Below are 23,755 nucleotides of genomic sequence, written 5' to 3'. Positions count from 1 at the left end.
CGCCCCTGTCTGATAGGATGATGTCGATACTCAAGCGCATGGGGGCGCTATCGGTTCCCCTCTTCGCGGCGCAGGCGTGCACAGCGCCTCTTTCGACGCTGGATCCTGCCGGGCCATCGGCAGAGGCGATCTCCTGGCTGTGGTGGGTGTTTCTTGCCGGCGGGGCTGGTCTGACAGTCTTCGTCATGGCGCTGTTGGCGCTTTCATTCGGACACCCCCGCGCCGTTTCAGAGCGTGGCTGGACATGGGGCCTTGGCATCTGGTTCTCCCTTGCCATCCTCAGCGGCATGCTGGCGGCGGGCATCGCCGTTGGAGAGCGGCTTGTGCCGAGGGACGCAGCCATTGAAGTGCGCGCCCACGCCCAGCAATGGAGTTGGACCTTCACGCATCCTGGCCCGGACGGGGCTATGGTGGAGGCCGGGCGTGATCTTCATATCCCTGCGGGCCAACCTGTTGACGTGCGGATAACCTCCGCAGACGTTATTCATTCCTTCTGGGTTCCGCGTCTTGCGGGAAAGATGGACGCCATTCCTGGCCGCGAGAATGTCTTGCGCATCCAGGCGGCAAGCCCCGGCATCTATGAAGGCCGGTGCGCGGAGTTCTGCGGGATCGGCTACGCGACGCATCGCTTCCGCGTCATCGCGCACGACCCGGACGAATGGCCAGCGGGCGTGCCAGCCCAGGCGGGGGAGGCTTCGGAATGATCGAAAACCCAACGCCTTCCGCAGAACGTCTGGAAAACCCTCCGCAGCCGGCCCTCCGCCTGCACCGCGAGCTTACCCGCGTGTGGAGCAATGCGCCGGGGATGCGCGGCGTGTTCACAGCAGTGAACCATTCCACCATCGGCCTACGCTTCATGTGTACGGCGCTGGTCTTTTTCGGTATCGGCGGCATTCTCGCTATGCTCATCCGTACACAGCTTGCCACCCGCAAGGGCGCGTTCCTGGATACCGAAATCTACAACCAGATATTCACGATGCATGGCAGCATCATGATGTTCCTGTTCGCCATCCCCATGCTGGAGGGGCTGGCGATGTATCTCCTGCCCAAGATGCTCGGAACGCGCGATATGGCTTTCCCGCGCCTGTCTGCTTTCGGTTACTGGTGTTACCTGTTTGGCGGGATGATTCTCATCGGGGCGCTGCTGGTTGGTGTCGCGCCGCGCGATGGATGGTTCATGTACACTCCGCTCTCGGGCAGCACCTATTCTCCCGGCATCAATGCCGATGTCTGGCTGTTGGGCGTCACCTTCGTTGAGATTTCCGCCCTCGCGGCCGCCGTTGAAATCACGGTGACCATCCTGCGCATGCGGGCGCCTGGCATGAAGCTGACTCAGATGCCGTTGTTTGCCTGGTACATTCTGGGCGCGGCCGTCATGATGCTGGCCGGTTTTCCGCCGCTGATCCTCGGCTCGGTCCTGCTGGAGATAGAGCGGGCATTCGGCTGGCCATTTTTCGACCCCGAACGCGGGGGTGATCCCTTGCTCTGGCAGCACCTGTTCTGGCTGTTCGGGCACCCAGAAGTCTACATCATTTTCCTGCCCGCCGCCGGCGTCCTGTCCACCGTTATTCCGGTCCTCAGCCGTACACGGATACTCGGATATGGCGCCATCGTCGCATCTATCCTGGGCCTCGTATTCCTCAGCTTCGGCCTCTGGGTCCACCATATGTTTGCCGTCGGGATTCCGCATATGGCGCTTGCCTTCTTCTCGGCCGCCTCATTGCTGGTGGCCGTGCCGACAGCTGTTCAGGTCTTCGCCTGGATCGGCACCATGTGGAAAGGCAGGCCTCAGCTCAAGCTGCCGATGCTTTACATTCTCGGTTTCTTCTTCACCTTCGTCATGGGCGGGCTGACGGGGGTGATGCTCGCCATTGTGCCTTTCAACTGGCAGGCCCACGATACGGCGTTTGTCACGGCGCATCTCCACTATGTTCTGATTGGCGGATTTGTTTTCCCGATGATGGCGGGGCTTGCCTATTGGCTTCCCATGATCACAGGTCGCCGCCGCATCAAGGGCCTCGGCGAACTGGCATTCTGGACCATTCTGGTCGGCTTTCACGGCACCTTCTTCATAATGCACCTGACAGGTTTGGTCGGTATGCCGCGCCGGATTGATGTCTATCCGGACAATCCGGAATGGGAGGTGCTGAATCTCATCTCTTCGATATTCAGCTTCATCATGACGTTCGGTTTTGCGCTTTTCGCGCTGGATTGCATTTTTCAGGCATGGCTCGGAAAGCGCTCACGCAGGGATCCCTGGAAGGCGCCGACACTTGATTGGGCGATGGCCTTGCCGCCGCCGGTCTACAATTTTGCTTCCCTTCCGCGCCCGGATATGATGGGCAATGAATATGCGGGCGGTCCGGCGGTTGCCCTGGCGCTCGCGCGGGGGGAAGGCGTACTGCCGGGGGCCCCGCGCGGACAGCGGGAAGTTCTGGTGACAGGCATAGGCCACGCGACCCCGCAGCATGTTGCCATCCTTCCCACCAATACCGCGTTGCCTCTCAAGCTTGCGGCCTCCATTGGCGTTTTTGTGCTGATGATGTTGTTCAGCCTCTACTATGTGGCGCTGGCGGCCTTGCTTCCCGTACTCTGGTTTGTTTGGCGCTGGGGGCGCGCGCTTGTGCCCGCCGGGAATGCTCCTGCAGTGGAAGTCGCGCCGGGTATGCACTTGCCAACGCATTACGACAGCCCCGCTACCCTGACTGCCAGCGGCGTGGCGTGTTTTCTGTTCGCCAACGGAACATTTTTTGCTTCACTGATATTCGGTCTCGCCTTCATCACGCTGGTGTCGCCGGGCCCGGCGGCGCCGCCCCTGGAGGGGGAGGTGGCTGTATCCGCTATGCTGATCGCAGGTGGTCTGCTTGCCGCGGCGCTAGCATCCCTTGTTCCGGCGCGCGCTCTGAAAGAGGTATCGCAGGCGGGAAGCCCATTGCGGCTCATCGCTTTTGGGGTCGGCGCTAATCTGGTTGCTTTGGCGGCGCTCGCCTGTCTCGCCATCTGGCATCTTGGGGATCCAAGGGCTCACGCCCAGAATGCAGTTCGCGCGGCCCTGCTTGGCTATGTGGCGCTCCAGTTCTTCATCGCCGCCATCTTTGCCGCGTTCGCCCTCGATCAGGCCCGGCGGAGTGAACTCGCCGCAGGCTCTCTCGGCGCTCTCCGCCACTGGGGCCTCTGGCAAAGCTATTCGCTCGCCGTCGGGGCAATCTCAGCAGCCGCGATCTGGGCGCAGGGGCTGAGCCAATGAAGGGCAGAGGGCTTGGCTGGCTTGGTCTCCTCGCGCTCGGCCCCGCAATCTGGGCCGTGACCTTCACCCTTGTATACGCTCTGCATGGCGCTGGTTGCGCCTCAGGGGGGAGCGGCATCCAGGCAGGCCCCGTCAGCCTTCACCGCCTCCTGATGCTACTGGGCTGGCTGGCTGGCATCGCGGCGGGAGGCTGGCTTCTGTTACGTCTGCCCGCTGGCAGCGATCGCGAGAGGTGGTTGCCTCGTACCGGAGCGCTGATTGGCCTCTTCGCAACCTTCTTTACCCTGGTTCCGCTCCTGTTCGCCAGCAGCTGCTGAGTATTTCGGTGTAAAGCGTCCTTTGGCGGCACACGCTGTCTATGTGGAAGCTCTGTTTTGACAGGGCATTGTCCGGCTTTGTCCGAAATTGTCCGGATTTGTCCATCGTCTGACCATACCTGAAGCCAAAAAGAAATCCCGCCAGCGGGGGCTGGCGGGATAGGTGTCCGTCCGCGTGGGTCTGCCTCCGATTTCAGGAAGGCAGACCCATTTGCGGCTGGTTATTCGGAAAGAACCCGCAGCCGCACGCCCAGCGTGCGCGGCGTTGGGCCGGAACCGGACAGGGGGCCATTGGTGCCCAGGAATGTCGGGCCACGTTCATCCCCAAGGTTGTTTCCAACAATCGCAAATTCATACCGTTCAAACCGCAGACCCAGGGTCATGTTGACGATGTCATAGGGATTTGCGGTCAATCCGTTCGCCTGCAGGCGATCGCCCGAATGGCTGAACCCGATATTGCCAAAGCCGGTAATATCGTTGCCGAGGTCGCGGTTGTAGTTGATGTCGAAGCGGTAGTTCTGATCCAGCGTGTTCACGAGACGCGAACCAGGCCGGAACATTGGCAGGGCTGCCTGCACCACCGGGTCTACCGTATCGTATTTGCTGTCGTTGAAATTGCCCACAGCGCCAAGGCTCAGCCCCTCAATGGGCGTATCCCAACGGATCTCCAGGTCGATACCCTTCGTGGTGGCGTCGCCGAAATTGGTGAAGCCGTTCACATCGGCAATTGCGCCGGGTGTGTTCGTCTGGAGATTGGTGTACTCCAGCTGATACAGGTTCAGACCAAAATTGAGACCGAGTTCACGGTTGCGCCATTTGAGGCCGAACTCGTAGTTCTTGGAAGATTCCGGGTCCAGAGCCACATCGGTCGGGATGCCCGCATCCTCAAGCGATTGTACCTGTACGCGCGATTGCACGATGCCGGGACGGAAGCCTGTTGCTGCCGATACGAACATCGTCAGATCGTCATTAGGAAGATAGGAAATATTGACCCGCCAGGTGGTCACTTCCTCTTCGGTCGGAAGCGATGCGGTGGCGTCTTCAAATGTACGGGTGTCGTAGTATTGCCGCAGGCCCACCAGAGGCACAACTTTGCCCCCAAACAGTTCATAGCTGACCTCACCGAACACAGCGAAATTCTCGGTAATTGTATTGTTGTCTGCATTGATCACGACAACCGGCAGCGTCAGCGTGTTGAACTGCGGGCCTTCGCCATCCTGATAGGCAGCGCCAACAAGCCAGTGCAGCGGGCCGCCACCGTTGGAGTTTGCGCGAACTTCCTGCGAGAACAGCTTCGGGCCGAACTGGCTGGAGAATGATCCGGCCGGAGAAAGCGGGATGTTGATCCCGAAATCGCCTTCCAGATGGCTGGTCGCGCTGGTGACAGAGAATTTGTCGAAATCCACCGTGCCGGTAAGGCTCATTAGGGTGAAGTCCCCGTTGCTGAAGCCTTTTTGCCCGGCAGTATTCTGGAAGTAGGGCGGGTTCACTGACGCCGTAAAGCCAGTGAAGTCCTGTCTCGGCTGGAAGTTCCAGTATTGCGCGCGAAGCGTGACGTTGTCGGCAGGCTTGTACATCGCGACGATGCGATAATCGTCGTTCTTCGCGCCATTCACATCTTCTTCGTCCGGGGTGCCATCATACGGGCCGTAATAGGCGTCTGCCCAGCTCGGATTGCGTGAATGGCCGCCGCTGACGCGGATGGCGAGCTTGTCCTTGATGATCGGCACGGAGAGCGCGCCGGCCAGGCCATAATTGTAATCTTCAGCGCCTCTCGTCCGCGAGGTTTCTGCTTCGGCAGAATACTCAACCTTCTCGAGGTTGGGATCGCGGGTGTGGAAAATGAAGACGCCGCCGGAAGACCCCTGGCCGTAAAGCGTGCCTTGCGGGCCACGCAGAACTTCAACGCGTTCCATGTCCAGGAAGCGCACCGGCGGGGCAATACCGAAATTCGGCACCACAAAAGGAACGTCGTCGAGATAATAGCCGATCGGCGAATCACCGTTGCTGCTCACGGCACCGCGGAGATTGTAGATTCGGGAACTGACCGACTGGCGGAAACCTTCAGAGGCACCCGGAACCGTCGATACCAGATCATCGACCGTGGTGATGTTGCGGACCTTCATCTCCTCCCCGGAGAACGCCTGGATGGCCAGGGGGACGGATTGCAGCTCCTGCGCCCCGGTTTTGGAGGCCGTGACGGTAACTGTGCCGAGTTCGTATTCTTGGTCTGTTGATGTGGACTCGTCCGTTTGGGCGTTGGCAGTGCCGGCGGCGACGGAAAGAGCGAGAATCAGCGAGATCGCTGAAGCGTTGCGGAAACGATGCATTACTTCCTCCCAGAAGTCATTTTCTCAGAACTATACAAACGTTTGCATAGCGCGCTCGTCAAGCTATTCCAAGATGGAACAGCAAATAAACTGACCCGAGTGGTGCATTTGCAACTGATGTCCGGTGGCTGGCCGCTCTTTTATGTTTCGACGTACCGGAAGAATGCGTGTACCAAGCCATAGCCGCGGATATTATGGCGCAGTGCAGCATTGGGCGGAGTGCCGGGCACAGGATCAGGGAACGGATTATCCGGAGCAAGAGCCCAAAACGGTCCGCAGCGCCGTCTCTGACTTGCGTTGTCGTTGTAACGCCCTTAGGCGTTTTGCAAACGGTTGTAATAATTCCGCTCAGGGAGGCCCTTTTGACCAAAATATCTTCACGCGTTTTTGCGCTGCGCAGCGCAGTTGCCGCGATGGCTATCGCCGCAGGAGTTTCGCCGCTACCGGCGGCGCTCGCACAGGACGCCGTATTAAAAGCCGGTGCGTCGAAGGTCGATATCACGCCAGCCGGTGACAAGCTTCCCGGGATATTCACAGGCGTTCTGGATCCCATTCATGTCCGGGCGATTGTACTTGAGAACGGCGCGCAACGAGCGGCGCTGGTGACTGTAGACGCCGGCGCCATACCGAACGAGATCTGGCAGAGGCTTACCACCAAGGCTGAAGCAGAATTGGGTATTCCGGCAAACCAGGTCATTCTGACGGCGACTCATACGCATAGCGTTCCTTTCGGCTGGAGCGTGGGCTATGAGGAGCAACTGTATCAGGCCGTCGAAGAGGCTGTAGCCGCGCTTCGGCCCGCAAAAATGGCTTCGGGCACGGGCGTCTCCTACATCAATGTAAATAGAAACATCATCGATCCGGAGACGGGGCGTTGGTGGGAAGGGCCAAACTATCAGGGCCCGTCTGACAAGACTGTCGCTGTGCTGAGCTTTCAATCCCTCGATGGGGCCCCCATCGCGGTGTACTACAATTATGCGGTGCATCCGGTGATCACGGGCAACCTTGATCTGATCAGTGGTGATATTCCAGGCGCCGCATCCGGTTACATTGAGGAGTCCCTGGGGGAAGACGCCGTTGCGGTATTTTCCTATGGCGCTGCAGGCGACCAGAACCCAATCTTTTTCCAGCAGACTTATGATCTCAGGGAAATCCGAATCGCAGATTTCGCCGCGCGCGGAGAGGATATCAGCAACGCCATGCCTCCCGGTGGGCAAGGGATGGACAGGTCAAATCCCAAAGTAGCGATGCTGATGGAGCAACAAAAGCAGATGAACGCCACACTGGGCCAGATGCTCGGCGAAGAGGTGCTCCATGTTCTGCGTTCCGGGCTGGTGCGGCCGGTGACCCAGGCTGCGATTTCCGGGGCGCAGATGACGGTCAGTTGCCCTGGGCGTAACCGGCTTGATAAAGGACGCGCTGGCTATGCGGGTGTTTACGAGGACGCCGACCCGGTAGTGATGAAACTCAGCCTCCTGAGAATCGGTGACACTGTGATCGGGGGAATCGATGCGGAAATCTTCACCATGATTGCCCAACGGTTCAAAGCGGAGTCCCCTATCAAGAACTCAATCGTTGCGACATTGACCAATGGCATGTCCCGCTCAGGGTACATCCCCAATGATGCGGCATTCGCTCAGAACACCTTTGAGGTTGTTTCTTCCCGGGTAAAGCCAGGGTGTGCGGAAACGGCAATCGTCAATGGATTCCTCGACCTGATCGAGGACACTGGGACGTCGGCCGACTGAGCGATGTCGCGCTGTCCCGGAAGCCGGATGGGGGCAGTGTCTGATCCTGTCCGGCAGTTCTGAAAACTTGCAATAAGCGGCGGATCGCTGGCGCTCTGCTTCATATACCAAGTGCGGAATGAGCCAGCGCAACTGCGCCCAGAGGTCCCGCCAGGCTGCCAAGTCCCGCGGGCCGGACGATTGAAAACAAATCTTCCGTTTGCGGAATAGGAAGATATCCTGCCAGGAGCTCATGGGCGCGTTTCTGCGCCAGGGGAAGCAGAAAGGGCCGGGAGGTACTGACGCCGCCACCAAACAATACGCGCTCTGCCGATGTGGTCAGCAGGAGCAGGGAGACCAGTTCCGCGATATCGTTGGCAACAAGCATCCAGAGCGGATCTGCGTCGTCCACTTCGCTCATCGGCCGGCCAAAACGCGCCGCCAGGGCAGGACCGGAAATAAGCCCTTCGATACAATCCCCATGGAAAGGGCAGGCGCCCGCGAACGAGTCATTGGGAGACCGGCGTGTGCGAACATGCCCGATTTCTGGATGCATGAAGCCATGGACCGGCTGACCATTGATAACCAGCCCGCCGCCGACGCCAGTACCAATCGTGATGTAACAGATGCTGGTGCAGCCTTGTCCCGCGCCCCAGCGATACTCGGCGAGCGCCGCACCGTTTACGTCAGTGTCGATAGCCCAGGGACAATCGAACGGGCCCGTGAGTTGACCAACGACATCGGCATTTGTCCAGAATGGTTTGGGGGTTTTCAGTATGCTGCCGAAATTATCCGCTTGTCGCTGTAGCTGGACCGGACCAAAGGATGCAATCCCGATTGCCGAGAAGGGCTTTTCGGCATGCCAGCTTTTCAGTTGGTCGCGCAGGCAGGGCAGCGTTTCCTCCGGAGTAGTGGTGGGAAACGATACCTGGCTGATCACGGTGTTTCCGTCCGCCAAAATCGCAATAGATTTTGTTCCGCCAAGTTCAATTGCGGCCAGGCGTGTTTCTGCGACCATGCTGTATCATCCCGTCCAAGGTGGAGAGCTCGTGCTGTATGTCATAGAGCGATGTCTGAGCAGAGCCCGCCAAGTCCATAAAACCGGCGGAACTCTGTCAAACTCGGCCCGGCAACTATTTTCCGAGGTGCTCGTCGAAGAAGTCGACCATCACCTTGTAGGCGTCCTGGGACTCGGGAACGTCCGGATTGCTGTAAAAGCCGTGAAACATGCCTTCCCAGACATGCAGATCTGCCTTTACCCCCAGCTTCACCAGCCTGCTGTGGGTGTAGACAGCTGAGCTGAGTTCAAATCCCCGGGTGCCGGTAATGATCTGTGTCGGGGGGAATGCCGCCAGAATCTCATCGTAGTGAGCAGGGGCAACGAGCGGGTCGTATGGGTCAACCTCCGAAAGATAGGGCATCATTGAACGCTTTGGAGCATCGGAAGCGCTGGCGGTTGGGCGCGGCGGGGCTATGAAGCGTGCCTCCCCAATGGCCGTGGCGGTATAGTTTGCGTCGCCGCCAAAGCCGTTGACCGGCGCGGCCGATCCGGCGCAGTAGATACCGGCCGCGCCGGGCGTCGGCAAGTTATGCTTCTGAAACCAGGCCAGCGACATGCCGGTCAGCATTCCGCCCGCCGAGCAGCCAAAGATGCCAATGTTTTCTGCCGGATAGGTTTTCAGCAGCTCTGTGTAGACGGCGGCCACATCTTCACTGGCGGCAGGGAACTTGTGCTCCGGTGCCTGACGATAGTTGACAGCTACAACCCTGTAGCCTCCCAGCGCGGAGACGGGCATTGATTCCACCTCGGCGCAGGCGGGCCAGCAGGTTATGAACCCGCCGCCATGCAAATTGATCAGCACACGATTTTGGTTTTCCGGCTTGATGCCCTCTGAGGGTGTGTAATCATAAACTTGAACACCGCCGATTTCGGTTTCGGACTTCTGGACGGCAAAGAGCTCTCTCTGCCGGTCAATATATCCCTTGAGGAATGCCGGCCCACCAATGCCCTCGACTTCCTTCAGCAGTTCCGGGTTCTTCATCGTGAGCAGGTGGTCAATGAGATATGCCTTGCCCTCCGGGCTGAGATATTCGGACACCGGAACCGACATCGCCGGGACATGCACCAGCCCGTCTGGATCCACACTTACCTGAGTGGTGGTTTCCGGGGGCGCCGGGAGAGGTTGGTGCGTACACGCTGCGAGCAGGCCAGCGCACGAGGCCAAAAGCGGGCGCAGAAGGCGCCACGCTGGCATGTTACGTTCCTGGAACAGGACTTTCATTCGATCCTCCGATGTTATCTTTGAGCGGATGGAAAACAGGCTCAGTTCATATCTCTTGCGGTTGGCCAAATGCCCGGCGCAAAGCGTTTACCTTCGCCTTGGTGAAGCGTTTGGCGATGGTCGTGTCTGCGGCAATCCTGTCAAAGCCATGGAAAGCGCCGGGAACGATGACCAGTTCAACGGGTACGCCAGACTCAATCAGCCTGTGCCCATACTCGATGTCTTCGCTGACAAACAGATCAATCCCGCCCACACCGATGAAGGCTGGCGGTAGTCCCGTCAGGTTTTCAATGCGGGCCGGGACACCCCCAACCGGCACACTTCCACCGCCGGGGGGATGACCCAGGAACGCCTCCCAGCCGAACCGGTTGGACGGAGCATCCCAGCCGAAGGCGCCGATAAAGGGGGGCGGCATGCGCGTGCTGCCAGTGCGATCATCCAGCATGGGATAGACGAGCGCCTGGAAGGCAACGGGAACTTCTCCCCGGTCGCGCGCGGTGATCGCCAGCAGGGCTGAATGGCCTCCCCCAGCGCTTTCGCCAAGCAGCGCGATGCGGGTGGGATCGGCGCCGATTGGTTCCGCGTTTTTGCAGAGCCACAGGAGGCCGGCATAGTTATCCTCGATCGAGCCCTGATAGCGTGTTTCCGGTGCAAGCCTGTATTCGACACTGACAATCACGCAGTCGAGGTCGCGTGCGAGTGCCTGCAGATGCCCCACCTCCCATGCGGCCTTTCCAAGTATGTACCCGCCGCCATGTGAGTGCAAAATAGCGGGGCGAGAGACCCCCGGCTTGGCATTGACAACGAAGAGCTTCACATCCGGCTCGTCGCCCGGGAGGGGAGCAAATACCTCAGATACAGAAATGTCCGGCAGGCGAGGAGGCGCGAATGCCGCTCCGAAATTGCGCGCCGATTTGAGACTTTCAGCCGAGTAGCTTGGCGGCGGCCCATTCTCCATCATGCGCGCAGCAATGCCGCGTAATTCTGGATCCACATGACTGAGAGGATCTCGCGCCAGCAGCGGGGAAGGGACGGCAGGTTTTGGGTCGAGGGCTGCGCAGGACGCTGGCCCCAAAGTGAGGGCACCAGCGGCGCCAATACCTGCGATTCCAAACTGCCTTCTTGTTAAACGTGCGGCCATGTTTCCTCCCTCCCAGCCGGTTTGCCAGCCTATGTTGTTTTATCTCTGTTTGCGGCGCGTCCGATTGATCCCCGCCAAGCCTGCCGGGGGCGCCCATTCGAATGCTGGTAAAAACTACAATCAGAATTTCATTTGTGCAAACGTTTGTATTCATGATTTCATATTGTTCGCCCCTGCTTTTTGGGCCCCGCCGGGAGTGTTCTTGATCCTATCGACCCTTGGCCATTCAGCGGGATCGTGTCTAAATTCGGATCTGGACTGAGCGGGATATCCTATGCTGACGGCGGGCGTCAGGGTTTAACGCTAATGGCATCAGCCAATTATGCATCTGTTGCGGATGCAGGGAGGCCTGACGCCATGGCAGATGGCAGGTTCATTGCATATCTTGGTTTTCAGGGACCCGAAATGAACAAAAAGATCACAATGGTAGAGCTGGCGAAGATTGCGCGCGTCGATATTTCGACCGTTTCGCGCGCATTGAGCGACAGTCCGGTGGTCAAGGAAAGTACTCGCAAGAGGATCCAGAGGATTGCCAGCGAAGTCGGGTATGCTGTCAACGCGCCGGCAAGCAGCCTGCGGCGCAAGTCGGCCCGCGCCCTGGGAATGGTTATACCGCTAAACCCGGAAACGGATCAGACGATGTCCGATCCCTTCTTTCTGGAAATGGTGGGCGGTGTCTCGCAGGCCGCTGCAGAGCTTGGTTATGATTTGGTGGTGAGTGTTCCGCGCGAAGCGAGCCACGCCGCCGAACAGCGCCTGCTCAATACTGGCCGGGCCGACGGGATTATCGTTATTGGCCAGGCAGCAAGAGCCGCCCACCTCAACGATCTCGCCGCGCGAAATGCCAACTTCGTTGTCTGGGGCGCGCGGATGAAGGGCGCCAAGTACACCACGGTCGGCAGTGACAACGCCAAAGGCGGGTATATCGCAGCGTCCCATCTTTTCAGCCGGGGGGCCAGAAACATCCTCTTTCTCGGCGATCCCGGGCTGCCAGAAGTGAAGCTTCGCTATGATGGGTTCAAGAAGGCGCACCAGGAGGCGGGAGTTGCTCATGACCGGTCATATCTGCTGCGCATGAACTTCGGTGGGCGCACAACGTATGATCAGGTTCTGGAGTTTCTGCGCGCGGGCAACCGGATAGATGGCATTTTTGCCAGTTCGGACATTCTTGCAAATTCTGCCATGCATGCCCTGGTGGCTGAGGGGCTCAACATTCCCGAGGATGTGAAAGTCGTGGGCTATGACAATATCGGGCAGTCATCCATGATGACACCGCCTCTTACGACCGTTTCCCAGAACATTGCCGAGGGCGGGCGTATGTTGGTGGAACTCCTGCTGGCAAAGCTGGAGGGCGGAACGGCCCATTCCTGCTTCACCAAAACAGAACTGATCATTCGTCATTCCACCTGATCGCGCCGATCAATGAGAACCTTGCTCCGTGGCTTCCCGGGGTGTCACACTGGCGCCGCCGATCCTGACCGACACTGGGGGGGCAAAGGTCAGCTGCCTGTCCGGTGAGGCATATTCCGTATAGGGCGCAATCAGGGTGATGCTGTTGCTGGAACAAGCGCTGGTCAGGAAGCTGGCGCCAAAGAGATGCTCTGTTCCCGGGACGAGGGAGCCTTCACGTTCAAACGCGCTGACCCATGGGCCTCTCATCGAACTGGACTTGTACAGGCGTAGAACTTTTGTCACTTCTTCTGCGGGCTGGCTCTCATTGATCCGATCGCATGCGGAGATCACCATGAACCAGGTTGAGCTCGTCTGATCGTAGTGAAGTTTGGGCACTTCGGCCTGCGTGAAAGAGTCTGCATCGGGCAGGAGGATTGGGGGGTGAAGCGCCTCAATCTGAAAGCTGCCGCCTTTCTGCCTCACGGTCGCGTGAGCTACCGCGCCTTGGGCTGATGATGCCTTTGCAGACCAGAAAACCTCCAGGGTGCCGGCGGGACCAGCAACAATGAAGGGATCGCGCCAGGCGAGAATGGGGCCGCCCTCTTCGCCGTCCTTATGGCCCAGCCTATCCTTCGTAGACAGATAATATCCTGCAGACCGGATGCTGTCATAGTCGCGCACGGGGCAGGATAGGGCTGTTTCCGGCGGTGTATCGAGCCGGAACCCGCTATGTGAGTAACCAAGGCAAATCGTTTGCAGGAAGGGTCTGTCCTTCCCCGCTTCCCGCAATCCGGTGAAGCCGCACACCCAATTATCTTCTCCGCGTGCAAGCATTCCGCCGCTCCAGACGTTGCGGGCGAATGCGCCATCTCCAATCGTCTGTGGGGATAGATAGGCGCCGTGATCCTGCCAGACGCGCCCCGCATCATTGGATGAAAAATGCCGTATATGGAAGGGATAGTCATTGCGGTCTTCGGGAAGAACCGGCCTGCCTTGCGTATCTTTGCGGCTCAGGGCGAGGCAATACAGATGAGTTACCCCGCCTGCTTCCGCTGTCCACGAGTCCCACAGCCAGAGGTCTGGATGCGAAATACCGTTTTCAAAGAGAAGGGAGGACGGCGGAGGAACCGGAACCGGTTTTTGAAGAGTCATTCTGATACTCAGTAGTCGCTGGAGTCAGCATTGGCCAAAGCGCCGCCAGCTGGATCTGCGATCAAATTGTAGAGTGCCAAGGCAAAGAGAAGCGCCGCGAACACGGTAGCCAGGTGGAAGCCAACCGCCATGTCGCCATTTCCGGCAACGTCGCTCACATATCCCATGAGAAGAGGGGCGAAGGCGGCAGAGACGGCGGTGAAGAAAAGGATGAGGCCCGCGGCCGCGCCGTGTTTGGCCTTGGGCAGGCAGCTGATACCTTTCGAATTGAAGGTGGGGTAGATCATCGACATGAAAAGCCCCGAGAGCGGCAAAGCGAAAACAGCCACATCTCTTCCAAACAGTGTGCTGAGCAGGAAGCAGATGAAGATGGCGCCTGTGAATGCCGCCATGACGACCTTCCAGTCAAAAATCTGAAGAATCCACAGCGCGAGAAAGCGGCCCACAGCCCGTAGAACAAAGAAAATCATGACCGCATAGGCTGCGACCGCCATCGCCAACGGCGTTCCCGTGTAACCGGAAAACAATGTCGGTGCCCAAACGAAGATGGCGACCTCGCACGCGACATACAAAGCGATAGCCAGGGAGAAGCCCATGGCGTGGCGGTTACCCATCAATCGAACCGCGCTCAGCATATCCGCCTTTGGGGTTTCCACTTGGCGGACGGGGGCGGGAAAGCGGGTTCGCAGGGAGGCGAGGATCATGACCCCGCACATGGCGGCAGCCAGCAGATAGAGCCACCGCCAGGACAGCCCTGCAGAATCAAGTGTAACGACGGTCAGTGGGCCAACAATCGCGCCGATGGCGAAAAAACCTTCGCACGCATTCATGCGGCGGGTGTGGTCGCTTGTGGAGGCGGAGATGTCGCCGATGAGCGCGAGGATGGCTGTTTTGAAGATGCCGATCGCCAGGCCACCTGCAAACAGCAGCGCCAAATAGAACGAGAAGGAACTGGAACTGAAAAATACGGCAGACGAAATTCCGTAGACGGCCAGGCCCAGAACAATCGCGTTCTTCCGGCCGAGAAAATCTGCGAGGAACCCAAGCAGAATTCCGCTGAGCGCAATGCCCACCATCGTGGCCCAATGGAACAGGCTGGCCTGAGTGTTCGACAGGCTTAGCTCGACTTTAGCTATGCTGATGATTTCGCCGACTGCATCGGTTGTCATCGCGAACATGAAGAACATGGCGTAGGTCAGGCCAGTGACCAATCCGTAGCGGCTTGCCGGCCGGTCTATGGCTGCTGCAGAGCTGTTGGAGACAGTCATTCTTGGATCCTCGCCTTCATCTGATGGTAGATGCAGTACAATCGATTGCAAATATTTTCCGGACTTGGCTGTCCATATTCTGCAGCCATTCTTCAAAATAACGCTTTTTTGCTGCCGGCGTGTGGAGGAGCTTTGGTCCTTTAAGCCCAAGGCTCTAGCGAAAGAGATCAAGGTCTATCGCGGCCGCCATGGCTTTGTAGCCGGCATCCGAGGGGTGAATGCGGTCTCCCGCGTCATAGGCTTCCGACAGATAAGCGGGGTTCTCAGGATCACGCACCGCAGCGTCGAAATCGATGACAGCGTCAAAGGCGCCGCTATTGCGGATCCATTCATTGATCTCATTGCGGATCACATCCTTTTCCTCTGTAGCGTAGCCGGGAAACGGCGACCCGAGGTCCGGCGTCAGGGTTGCCCCGATTACTCGGACACCTCTGGCGTGGGCGCGCTGTATGATCTGCGTATAAGACGCAATAATATCGTTCGCGCTCAGAGGAGGGAAGGGCTCGCTCATTCCCGGCAGGGTGAGGCCGCTCAGTCCAAGATCGTTGATGCCCTCCAGAAGGATCAGGTCCGTGACGCCCGGCATCGCCAGCACATCGCGATCAAGTCTTGCAAGCGCGCTCTGGCCGACGCTGTCTTGGAGAAGGCGGTTTCCACCGATGCCGTGGTTGATGATGGCGACGTTATCCATACCCTCAGCCCGCATCCGCTCGGCCAGGTAATCCGGCCAGCCGCGCATCAGAGGATCCCGGCTTCCGGTTCCATCGGTGATTGAGTCGCCGAAAGCGACAATGACGCGGTCTATCTCAGGATTGTCCACATGGATCGTTGTCAACAACGGCCGGGCCACCACACGTCTGCTGTCTGTCAGTTCCGCAGCAGCCGTCTGGTCGCCGCCGGGCGCCACCTCGACAATCAGTTGTGGGTCCGCCTGAGGAACCTGAACCGGCTCTGGAAGATACAAACTGACCGAGACAACGCCGCCATCCGGAATGGAGAACGCTACCGGATCGCTCCAGAGCGGGGCGCCTGCGGCGAGGACAAGCCCGTCCGGTGCCCCGGAGAAGGTAAGGTGTTGCAGGCTTGCAGTGTCTATCCGGCCGTCTTTGACCAGGGCAATGGTCGCGGCGCCAATGGATACCCGGGAGACACTCAATCCAGCATCCAGAACGATGCGGACACGCTCTCCGCCAGCGCTAACCCTCATTTCCTGGCGAACGGTTCCCTCCAAAAGGACAGGGCGCATTCCGGGCGGTGCAGCTTCAGCAGCGAGAGGAAGCGAGGGGCTGCTGGCCCAGGTCGCCACCCAGTTTTGCCCTGAGCGCTGGTTCTCGGTGGGCGTTTGCGGGGGTGGCGCGGTCTGGCAGGCGGCCAGCAAAAGCGCCGCGCCTCCCAGCAAGCCCGACAACCAATGAGGAGCACTGCCGGGACGTATAACAAGGGCGGACATTTGCTTCTCCCAGATGAGACGTGAACGGATGAGTAGGTCAGCTTTACGGAGAGCGGCAGAGTTTACTTCCGCGCTTTGGCAATTGCCTGCAGGGCAGCTTCGTGCATGCGGGCATATCCCTCCCGATGCGGGTGAACCCCGTCATGCGTGAGGTCTGCGGACATTTTTGCGCCGTCGTCCGTCAGCAGGCTATGGTAATCCACAAAAACTAGGCCTTTTTGTACAGCGTACTCTTTAATCCATTGATTCAGAGATGAAATTCTTTCGGGTGGATTGACGTCCGGGCGCCAGCCGAAGGATCCTGCGGGCGGTATGCTTGCCAGGATCACACCAATTCCATGGCTGTGCGCCAGAGTGACCATTGCCTCGATATTACCCTTGAAATCCTCATCGCTGACATATCCAGTGTTCTCTGCCAGATCGTTGGTGCCGGCCATGATGTGGACCACTTCCGGTTTCAACCGGATGACATCCTGCCAGAACCGGACCAGCATCTGCGAAGAAGTCTGGCCGCTGATGCCGCGGTTGATGAGACCTTGTTCAAACAGATCCGGATCGCCAATGCTCCAGAATTCAGTAATAGAATCTCCAAGAAAGACGACCTTTGGCGCTGGCCCCGCCATGAGGGTCAGATTATCATTTTTGTACTGACAGAGATTGCCCCAGTCATTTTTCCGGCGATCCATATCGAGAGACTGAATCTCCTTCATTTCGGGTTCGCCCAGATAATGAAGGTGGCTGAAGTCACTTTCGGGATCGAGCATGTCAAGGATCAGCTCGTCCAGGAACGCGCGAGCGTCAGGGTTCAGCTGTGCGCATATCTGCTGGTCCTCTGCGGGCTGCGCGTTCGGCGCACTTTCGCAGATGCCTGCCAGCCCCGCAAGGGCGGCGAATGTGGCGAGTAGGGCGAGGCTGCGGGCAGCATTCGGATTGCGCAACGCCGAAAGGTGTTTGTGCATGGCAACCAATTCCAGTTCCTCCCGGCATGCGCTGCGTTGCGCAGCTTATTTTATCCAGAGTGCTCGGAGGATGGGTGCGCCGAACAGAAACGCACCAAACCGCCTGACCTCATTATTACGCAAACGTTTGTATTCTGGTCGTGGCGAAGATTCAATACCCCCATACGCCAACGGTGTGCTTGGCTTGATGAGGTGTGATTCAGTGGCGGGGTGCCGTTGGGGCAATCTCTTGGGATTGAAGTGGAGGACCTTTGTTCGCGATGACGGCGAACCCGTCAGGGAACCAATGCCCAACGCCCCAGAAATTCGTATCGCGAATGACCGACATGGCTATGGATAAGCGCGATTTCCGTGACTGGTATCGTAATGGGATCAATCGCCTGCGGGGGGACAATCACCCTGTCCCATGCCAGCGTAATATGAGGACTGATCCTGCGGGCAGCGCGTGGAGGCGTTCCTGAAAGGACGATAAAAGCTTCGCCCATGAGCCTGGCAAGACGATCCATATGCGTCGATGGCTGATGTGTGCATACAACGAAGGGCTTCTTTCTTCTGTGGTTCTGATAACTCATGACCCTGCCGAGTTTGAGTTCGAATTGTTCGAACCGCAATGCTTTGCCTATGATCGTTGATGACTCGATCACCTTGGGGGGGAGGAGCGGTCCCCTGAAAATATGGTGCAGCGAGATGTGCCAGCGGTCAGGCGTGATCGGCGCGCCTCGCATTGCATACCGGCCCCGGAATTGGGCGCTTTTTTCTGCCAGGAACGGATGTGCGCATGGCGGCGCCATGACGGCGAAGAAAAGATTGTGCTCCCGGACTGCGACATCCGGCGGTGGATGAAAGTTAGAGGCGCCTGACATGCTGCTTCTCCATTGGGCAGGCTGAATTTCAGGCAGGCCTTTCAACATCAGTGAAAGTCCCGGCTGCGCGGGATCACACGGACATCGCGCGGATGAACGCCTGCTGTTCTTTGGGGCGGCCCTTTGCGTTCCACGATTGGGCGGGCCACTTCATCCGGCCGCGCGAGCACACCCTTCAGCGGATCGCGCAAGGTATCTTCTGAGAGGAGGGTCAGTTCACCTGTGCAATCGATCAACTGCTCGGCAACAATATGGGTTACATTGTCAGCTGTCTGAACCCGTCCTTTCACATGGATAATCCGTGAACGCATGACCACTGCACGAAACCGTTCCATCACCCGTGGCCAAACAACCAGATTGGCAATTCCGGTTTCGTCCTCCAGGGTGACAAACACAACGCCGCTTGCAGTGCCTGGCCGTTGACGCACCAGCACGATACCGGATGTTTCCACCCGGCGCCCACTGGGAAGAGAGGTTGCGGCCTTTGTGCTGAGGATGCCCCGCTGCTGATGCAAGGGGCGCAGGAAGTGCATCGGATGGTTTTTTAGAGACAGCCGGGTGGTCTGATAATCTTGAATAACATGCTCTGAAGGCGGCATCCGGGGTAGCTCTACCGCCACTTCGGGGCCTTGTTCGGCAAGATGCGCGGCGGTGAAGAGGGGAAGGCCATGCTGGGAAGGCTCACCCCGCACTTTCCATAAGGCTGCGCGGCGGGAAAGCCCCATCGAGCCAAAAGCATCAGCCGCCGCCAGCCGTTCTGCAACTGATCTGGGCAGGCGGGCGCGCAGCATCAGTTCCTCAGGCGTTGCGTAGCCTGCCCCCCGGCACATCATCAGACGCTCCATATCAGCCTGGCTGAGCCCGTCCACCTGACGGAAACCAAGGCGCACGGCAAAAACGCCGCTGCAGTTTTCCGTGGGCTCAAGGGTGTTGTCCCAATCGGAGTAATTCACATCTACAGGGCGTACCTCAACCCCATGTTCCTGCGCGTCTCGAACGATCTGCGCCGGTGCGTAGAATCCCATTGGCTGACTGTTGAGCAGGGCCACGCAGAAAACGTCCGGGTGGTGACATTTTATCCAGGAGGAAACATAGACCAGCAAGGCGAAGGAGGCCGCATGACTTTCCGGGAATCCATATTCCCCAAACCCCTTGATCTGCTCGAAGCATGATTTTGCAAAAACCGGGTCATATCCCCGGTCAATGAGCTTGGAGACAAGCTTTTCCTCGTACTGATGTATGGTTCCAACATTCCGGAAAGTTGCCATCGCCCGCCGCAACCCATTGGCTTCATCTGGTGTGAACTTTGCCGCATCAATGGCGATTTGCATCGCCTGCTCCTGGAACAGGGGGACCCCCAATGTCCGGCTGAGGATCGACTGAAGTTCATCCGCCGGTCCCTTGTCTGGAGCGGGGCTTGGATAGGTGACGGTTTCAACTCCCTTGCGGCGGCGCAGATAAGGATGCACCATGTTGCCCTGTATGGGCCCCGGCCGCACGATGGCGACCTCAATTACCAGATCATAGTAAGTGCGCGGTTTCAGCCGCGGAAGCATCGCCATCTGGGCGCGGCTTTCCACCTGGAATACGCCTATACTGTCTCCCTTGCACAGCATGTCATAAGTCGCTTCGTCACCCTGTTCGATACTGGCGAGCGAGTGCGTGATGCCCTTGTGCGTTTCCAGAAGGCCGAATGCCTTGCGGATACAGGTCAACATGCCGAGGGCGAGCACATCCACCTTCATGATCCCGAGAGCGTCGATATCGTCCTTGTTCCATTCGATGAATGTACGGTCTTTCATGGCCGCATTGCCGATCGGGACGGTCTCGATCAAAGGGCCGCGTGTCAGAACAAATCCGCCAACATGCTGTGAAAGGTGCCGGGGAAAACCGAGCAGCTGACGCGCCAATTGAACCGCGCGCCGGATCAGAGGGTTGCCTGGATCCAGTCCGGCTTCAGCAATGCGCGTGTCGGGCAGAGTATCACTCCAACTGCCCCAGACTCCATTTGCAAGGGCAGATGAAATATCATCGCTAAGTCCCAGCGCTTTGCAGACTTCCCGGATGGCGGATCGCGAACGATAGGAAATGACGGTGGCCGTCAGTGCCGCGCGATGACGGCCATATCGTTCGTAGACATACTGAATGACTTCCTCCCTGCGTTCATGCTCGAAATCCACATCAATGTCCGGTGGTTCCTTCCTTTCGGGAGAAAGAAAGCGCTCGAAGAGGAGCTTGGTCATTGTCGGATCGACGCTGGTAATGCCCAGGCAATAACAGACCGCGGAATTGGCTGCCGAGCCACGTCCCTGGCAGAGAATTCCCTGATTACGCGCCCAGCGGACGATATCGTTTACTGTCAGGAAATATGGCGCATAGGAAAGCTGGCTGATGATATCCAGCTCACTGCGGATCTGGCTCGCAACCTTTTCCGGAACACCCTCGGGATAGCGCCCCTTCGCGCCTTCCCGGGTGAGACGTTCCAGGTGTTCCTGCGGTGAGGAGCCGGGCGGAACTGGCTCATCAGGATATTCATAGGAAAGCTCGTCCAGGCTAAACCGGCAGCGCTCAAGAACTTCGATTGAGCGCGCAATTGCATGCTCAAACCCCTTGAACAGACGAACCATCTCCGCAGGATCCTTGATATGCCGCTCTCCGTTCGCCTCAAGCAAAAAGCCCGCCGTTTCGACCGTGTGGTGTTCGCGAATGCAGGTCAGGACATCCTGCAGGGGGCGTCTTTCCGGCACATGATAAAGCACATCATTTGTGGCAAGCATCCGTGCGCCAGTCTGGTTTGCAATTTGTGCCAAACGAGAGAGGCGCTCATAATTGCGGCCGGTATAGGTATAGCGCGCTGCCAGATATGTTCGTCCCGGTGCGGACCCGGCAATTTTCTCGAGCATAAGCAGAAAATCTGTAGAGGGAATATCTGGCGGCATGACAATCAGGATCATCCCTTCGCTGGCCTTCAGGATATCCGCGACCGTGATGTGACAATCGCCCTTCGGCGCCCGGAATTTGCCCTCCGACAGCAGGCGCGAAAGGCGGCCATAGGCTGCTCGGTCCATTGGGTATGCAAGGATTTCAGGGCCATCTTCCAGCACCAGGCGCGCCCCTACCAAGAGCCGCAGCCCGACTTCCTGCGCCGCCACATGGGCGCGCACAACGCCGGCCAAGGTATTCCTGTCGGCCACGCCAACTGCGGCAAGGTTCAGTTCGGCTGCGCGCGCAATCAACTCATGCGCATGGCTGGCGCCCCGCAGAAAGGAGAAGTTCGTTGTTACGGCCAGTTCGGCATATTCGCTCATGCAAATAGTCCCTGAACGAACCAGTCTGGCGTTTCACCGCGGCCATCACCATAAAGCCCATCCCGGTAGACCCAGTATCGCCGGCCGTCTTCATCCTCCACACGGTAATAGTCCCGGGTTCGCGGCAGGGCGGAAGCGGTGCCGGCCTGTGCCGGTAAATAGGCCCACCATTCCGGCGCAATACGTTCTGGCCCATCGGCGCGGACAACCCGCCGGACCTTGCGCCGCCAGACAAAGCGAAGAGGCGGCCCATCCGGAACTTCCGCAATCACCTCTACCCGTTCAGGCTGCGCAAACAGGCGTGCCGGGCGCAGGCCGGGCAGGTTATCAGGCGGTGAAACCCCCTCCATATCCTGTCCTGCAAAGGGCACGGTCTTTTCCGCCATCAGAACAGGATACCGTGCTTCTGGCAGCGTAATGGTGACAGTGCCTTCGCCAATACGGGCGTTGATGCGATCAGCAAGCGCCGAGAGCGCTTCCTCGTCGAGGTCGGTTCCGGAAAGATCGCCCGAGAGGGGACGGCTACCTGCCGTCATGGGGCTGGTTCTGGAAGCCTCCAGAAGCAGAAGATCGATTCCAAATCCGGGATCAATCCGGCATGTTTTTTCGCCGAAAAGCCGCAGGATATGTTCCGCCGAGCGTACGGGGCGGGCTGCATTGACCCGTATGGAGCTCATTTCTCCGTCAGAGCGGAATGCCTGAAACAGAAAGGATTGTGCGCCAAGACCATCAGCGGACAAGTAGCTGCAAAGCTCTTCGGTAAGCTTTGTCAGACCGGCATCTATCCCCGCTGCATTTGTCAGCGGCTCGGGGCAGGCAAGTCTTGAGAAATGATCCGGTGCCGGACGAAATGGAATAAAAGGTTCTGAGCGGAGACCAAGCGCCTGATCCAGACGGAGCGTAAGGGCATCTGCCGCCTGCCGCGAATTGAAACGGCGCGTGAGTGCCTTGCGGTCGATATCATAGAGCTGCCCGATGCGCGTCAGACCAAACCGGCGCAGCAGCGTAATCGCAGCGCCAGAAATGCGCAGGGCACTTGTGGGGAGGGGGGCCAGCCCTTCACGTTCCGCGCCGCTGGAAAGAAGGGCCGGTTGCCCCTCTTCGGCTGCGGCGTGCGCCAGGGCCCAGGCCCCGCCGAGGGTTCCGGCGATCCCGATCCGGTGACTATATCCTGTCCGCGTGAGCCGGACGGAAAGCACGTCTGCCATTTTCCTCTCACCCCCGAACAGATGGTCGCAACCGGTGATCTCCAGGATCAGCCCGTCTTCCCCCTCAATCGCGACCAAGGGAGAGAAACGAACCATCCAGGCGGCCAGCGCGGCGAGGGCTTTTCCGTCGCCCTCCCGGTCAATCTCTTCGGCAGCAATATCGGGCAGGGTGGCGCGGGCATCTGTAAAACGCAGGCCAGGATGAATACCACTTGCAAGTGCCGCGTGATTGGCGGCGGCCACAACAAGTCCGTGAGGAGATTTCTCATGCAGGATGAATGGACGCAGCCTAGCCGGCTCTCCGGTTTGGGAAGACGTGATGGGGCGTCGCCTCATCCGGCGCAGGCGATCCAGTGACCATTCCGGGAACCATATGGAGAGATAGCGTCTCATCATTCCATTCCAGATCAAATGCCTGTCCCACCAAGGCGGGAGCGGCGCGGCAGCGTTCGAGATGGACACGCCAGCGGGCATGCCCGGGTGCGCGCGGGTCGTAGCGGTTGGGGGCTGAGGGTTGAGGGCAGACACGCCAGCGAGTGGCGGCGGCTGTCGCCCCTTCGCAGGTGTGCGGCAGAAGCAGTGTAACCGGTACACCGTGGCGTTCGGAGGCAAGGGTCAGGCGCCGGGTTGCGGTGAAGTCTGCGCTGTCCACTTCCGCGATCACATGGCTTACGACACCGGACACAATCGCCTCCTCGATCGCCCAGAGTGCATCGCTGGTATGGCGGGTTACAATGCCAAGCCGCCGGGCCTTGCCGCCGGTGGCTTCCCGCAGAGCCGCCTCGGGAACTCGGCCCATGTCACGCGCGCTGCTGGCCTGGGTCACCCATAGCAGGATAGTCCTGCGCGAGGGGCGGGGGGCTGCGGCCAGCAGAAAGCCGGTTGTGGCGGCGCGGTCTCCATAGGCGGCCTCGGCTATTTCATGCAGCCCGTGTCTGCCCAGCCCAAAAGGAAACTCCGCCTCCCGCGCCGGCGGGGCAGTAAGAGGGCCAACCAGGCCTTTGGATATGAGCGTGGCAAGATCCATATGTTCTTATTTTGTTCTTTTGGGTGTGAGTCAATATCCTTGCCCACTAAAAGCTGGAGGGGTCCGTCTGAACTATGGCTATGG

General features: G+C 58.9%; 16 protein-coding genes. 4 read left to right on the top strand and 12 right to left on the bottom strand.

The window, feature by feature from the left end:
- The first annotated feature begins 20 nt into the window (after positions 1-20).
- Together ACQKI2_RS00645 and ctaD are read left to right on the top strand one after the other, a co-directional pair.
- Positions 21-704: a cytochrome c oxidase subunit II gene (locus tag ACQKI2_RS00645; RefSeq protein WP_427377812.1), complete on the top strand. Its 684-nt coding sequence runs from the start codon at positions 21-23 to the stop codon at positions 702-704.
- The gene (gene ctaD / locus ACQKI2_RS00640; protein ID WP_427377811.1) at positions 701-3,247 is read left to right on the top strand and encodes a cytochrome c oxidase subunit I; all 2,547 of its coding nucleotides are present in this window, start codon (positions 701-703) and stop codon (positions 3,245-3,247) included. Before ACQKI2_RS00645 ends, ctaD begins: the two co-directional genes overlap by 4 nt.
- A gap of 538 nt (positions 3,248-3,785) precedes the next feature.
- On the opposite strand, the gene ACQKI2_RS00635 is transcribed toward ctaD, so the two are convergent.
- Positions 3,786-5,894 (bottom strand): TonB-dependent receptor, encoded by a 2,109-nt coding sequence (locus ACQKI2_RS00635; protein WP_427377810.1) that lies wholly within the window; start codon positions 5,892-5,894, stop codon positions 3,786-3,788.
- A gap of 362 nt (positions 5,895-6,256) precedes the next feature.
- On the opposite strand from ACQKI2_RS00635, the gene ACQKI2_RS00630 reads away from it, so the two are divergent.
- Positions 6,257-7,642 (top strand): neutral/alkaline non-lysosomal ceramidase N-terminal domain-containing protein, encoded by a 1,386-nt coding sequence (locus ACQKI2_RS00630; RefSeq protein ID WP_427377809.1) that lies wholly within the window; start codon positions 6,257-6,259, stop codon positions 7,640-7,642.
- Positions 7,643-7,742: 100 nt separating this feature from the next.
- Here the strand turns inward: ACQKI2_RS00630 and ACQKI2_RS00625 are convergent, their stop codons facing one another.
- The 3 genes from ACQKI2_RS00625 to ACQKI2_RS00615 all read right to left on the bottom strand — a co-directional run bounded on the left by ACQKI2_RS00625 (position 7,743) and on the right by ACQKI2_RS00615 (position 11,044).
- Complete coding sequence (locus ACQKI2_RS00625; protein WP_427377808.1) at positions 7,743-8,639, bottom strand: ROK family protein; 897 nt, start codon at positions 8,637-8,639, stop codon at positions 7,743-7,745.
- 115 nt (positions 8,640-8,754) lie between these two features.
- Positions 8,755-9,903 (bottom strand): alpha/beta hydrolase fold domain-containing protein, encoded by a 1,149-nt coding sequence (locus ACQKI2_RS00620; RefSeq protein ID WP_427377807.1) that lies wholly within the window; start codon positions 9,901-9,903, stop codon positions 8,755-8,757.
- A 46-nt stretch (positions 9,904-9,949) separates the two neighbouring features.
- A complete protein-coding gene (locus tag ACQKI2_RS00615) occupies positions 9,950-11,044 on the bottom strand; it encodes an alpha/beta hydrolase (protein WP_427377806.1) in 1,095 nt (364 codons plus the stop codon).
- Between the two features lie 405 nt (positions 11,045-11,449).
- Here ACQKI2_RS00615 and ACQKI2_RS00610 point away from each other — a divergent pair, with 405 nt between their 5' ends.
- Positions 11,450-12,454: a LacI family DNA-binding transcriptional regulator gene (locus ACQKI2_RS00610; RefSeq protein WP_427377805.1), complete on the top strand. Its 1,005-nt coding sequence runs from the start codon at positions 11,450-11,452 to the stop codon at positions 12,452-12,454.
- A 9-nt stretch (positions 12,455-12,463) separates the two neighbouring features.
- Here the strand turns inward: ACQKI2_RS00610 and ACQKI2_RS00605 are convergent, their stop codons facing one another.
- From ACQKI2_RS00605 to ACQKI2_RS00570, 8 genes are all read right to left on the bottom strand, one after another.
- Complete coding sequence (locus ACQKI2_RS00605) at positions 12,464-13,588, bottom strand: hypothetical protein (protein ID WP_427377804.1); 1,125 nt, start codon at positions 13,586-13,588, stop codon at positions 12,464-12,466.
- Positions 13,589-13,596: 8 nt separating this feature from the next.
- Complete coding sequence (locus ACQKI2_RS00600) at positions 13,597-14,775, bottom strand: MFS transporter (protein ID WP_427378035.1); 1,179 nt, start codon at positions 14,773-14,775, stop codon at positions 13,597-13,599.
- Between the two features lie 235 nt (positions 14,776-15,010).
- Complete coding sequence (locus ACQKI2_RS00595; RefSeq protein WP_427377803.1) at positions 15,011-16,063, bottom strand: SGNH/GDSL hydrolase family protein; 1,053 nt, start codon at positions 16,061-16,063, stop codon at positions 15,011-15,013.
- A 305-nt stretch (positions 16,064-16,368) separates the two neighbouring features.
- Entirely contained in the window at positions 16,369-17,265 is an 897-nt protein-coding gene (locus tag ACQKI2_RS00590) for an SGNH/GDSL hydrolase family protein (RefSeq protein WP_427377802.1), read from the bottom strand.
- A 275-nt stretch (positions 17,266-17,540) separates the two neighbouring features.
- Positions 17,541-18,176 (bottom strand): 2'-5' RNA ligase family protein, encoded by a 636-nt coding sequence (locus ACQKI2_RS00585; protein WP_427377801.1) that lies wholly within the window; start codon positions 18,174-18,176, stop codon positions 17,541-17,543.
- Positions 18,176-21,436 carry an error-prone DNA polymerase gene (locus ACQKI2_RS00580; RefSeq protein WP_427377800.1) on the bottom strand — a complete coding sequence of 1,087 codons (3,261 nt, stop codon included), beginning with the start codon at positions 21,434-21,436 and terminating at the stop codon, positions 18,176-18,178. The genes ACQKI2_RS00585 and ACQKI2_RS00580 overlap by 1 nt, the downstream gene beginning before the upstream one ends.
- A complete protein-coding gene (locus ACQKI2_RS00575) occupies positions 21,433-22,980 on the bottom strand; it encodes a Y-family DNA polymerase (protein WP_427377799.1) in 1,548 nt (515 codons plus the stop codon). Before ACQKI2_RS00575 ends, ACQKI2_RS00580 begins: the two co-directional genes overlap by 4 nt.
- Complete coding sequence (locus tag ACQKI2_RS00570; RefSeq protein ID WP_427377798.1) at positions 22,934-23,671, bottom strand: ImuA family protein; 738 nt, start codon at positions 23,669-23,671, stop codon at positions 22,934-22,936. The genes ACQKI2_RS00575 and ACQKI2_RS00570 overlap by 47 nt, the downstream gene beginning before the upstream one ends.
- Positions 23,672-23,755: the final 84 nt, after the last annotated feature.

The organism is Hyphomonas sp. NPDC076881, from assembly GCF_050269995.1.
In the GTDB taxonomy this organism is placed as follows: Bacteria; Pseudomonadota; Alphaproteobacteria; order Caulobacterales; family Hyphomonadaceae; genus Hyphomonas.
Note: the sequence above shows the minus strand (reverse complement) of the source record. Positions and strands in the feature narration are given on the sequence as shown.

Bases quoted from the DNA above. Each gene is read 5' to 3' on its own strand.
- ACQKI2_RS00645 (WP_427377812.1), top strand. From the start codon at position 21: ATGTCGATACTCAAGCGCATGGGGGCGCTATCGGTTCCCCTCTTCGCG.
- ctaD (WP_427377811.1), top strand. From the start codon at position 701: ATGATCGAAAACCCAACGCCTTCCGCAGAACGTCTGGAAAACCCTCCG.
- ACQKI2_RS00635 (WP_427377810.1), bottom strand. From the start codon at position 5,894: ATGCATCGTTTCCGCAACGCTTCAGCGATCTCGCTGATTCTCGCTCTT.
- ACQKI2_RS00625 (WP_427377808.1), bottom strand. From the start codon at position 8,639: ATGGTCGCAGAAACACGCCTGGCCGCAATTGAACTTGGCGGAACAAAA.
- ACQKI2_RS00620 (WP_427377807.1), bottom strand. From the start codon at position 9,903: ATGAAAGTCCTGTTCCAGGAACGTAACATGCCAGCGTGGCGCCTTCTG.
- ACQKI2_RS00615 (WP_427377806.1), bottom strand. From the start codon at position 11,044: ATGGCCGCACGTTTAACAAGAAGGCAGTTTGGAATCGCAGGTATTGGC.
- ACQKI2_RS00610 (WP_427377805.1), top strand. From the start codon at position 11,450: ATGAACAAAAAGATCACAATGGTAGAGCTGGCGAAGATTGCGCGCGTC.
- ACQKI2_RS00605 (WP_427377804.1), bottom strand. From the start codon at position 13,588: ATGACTCTTCAAAAACCGGTTCCGGTTCCTCCGCCGTCCTCCCTTCTC.
- ACQKI2_RS00600 (WP_427378035.1), bottom strand. From the start codon at position 14,775: ATGTTCTTCATGTTCGCGATGACAACCGATGCAGTCGGCGAAATCATC.
- ACQKI2_RS00595 (WP_427377803.1), bottom strand. From the start codon at position 16,063: ATGAGGGTTAGCGCTGGCGGAGAGCGTGTCCGCATCGTTCTGGATGCT.
- ACQKI2_RS00590 (WP_427377802.1), bottom strand. From the start codon at position 17,265: ATGCACAAACACCTTTCGGCGTTGCGCAATCCGAATGCTGCCCGCAGC.
- ACQKI2_RS00585 (WP_427377801.1), bottom strand. From the start codon at position 18,176: ATGTTGAAAGGCCTGCCTGAAATTCAGCCTGCCCAATGGAGAAGCAGC.
- ACQKI2_RS00580 (WP_427377800.1), bottom strand. From the start codon at position 21,436: ATGAGCGAATATGCCGAACTGGCCGTAACAACGAACTTCTCCTTTCTG.
- ACQKI2_RS00575 (WP_427377799.1), bottom strand. From the start codon at position 22,980: ATGAGGCGACGCCCCATCACGTCTTCCCAAACCGGAGAGCCGGCTAGG.
- ACQKI2_RS00570 (WP_427377798.1), bottom strand. From the start codon at position 23,671: ATGGATCTTGCCACGCTCATATCCAAAGGCCTGGTTGGCCCTCTTACT.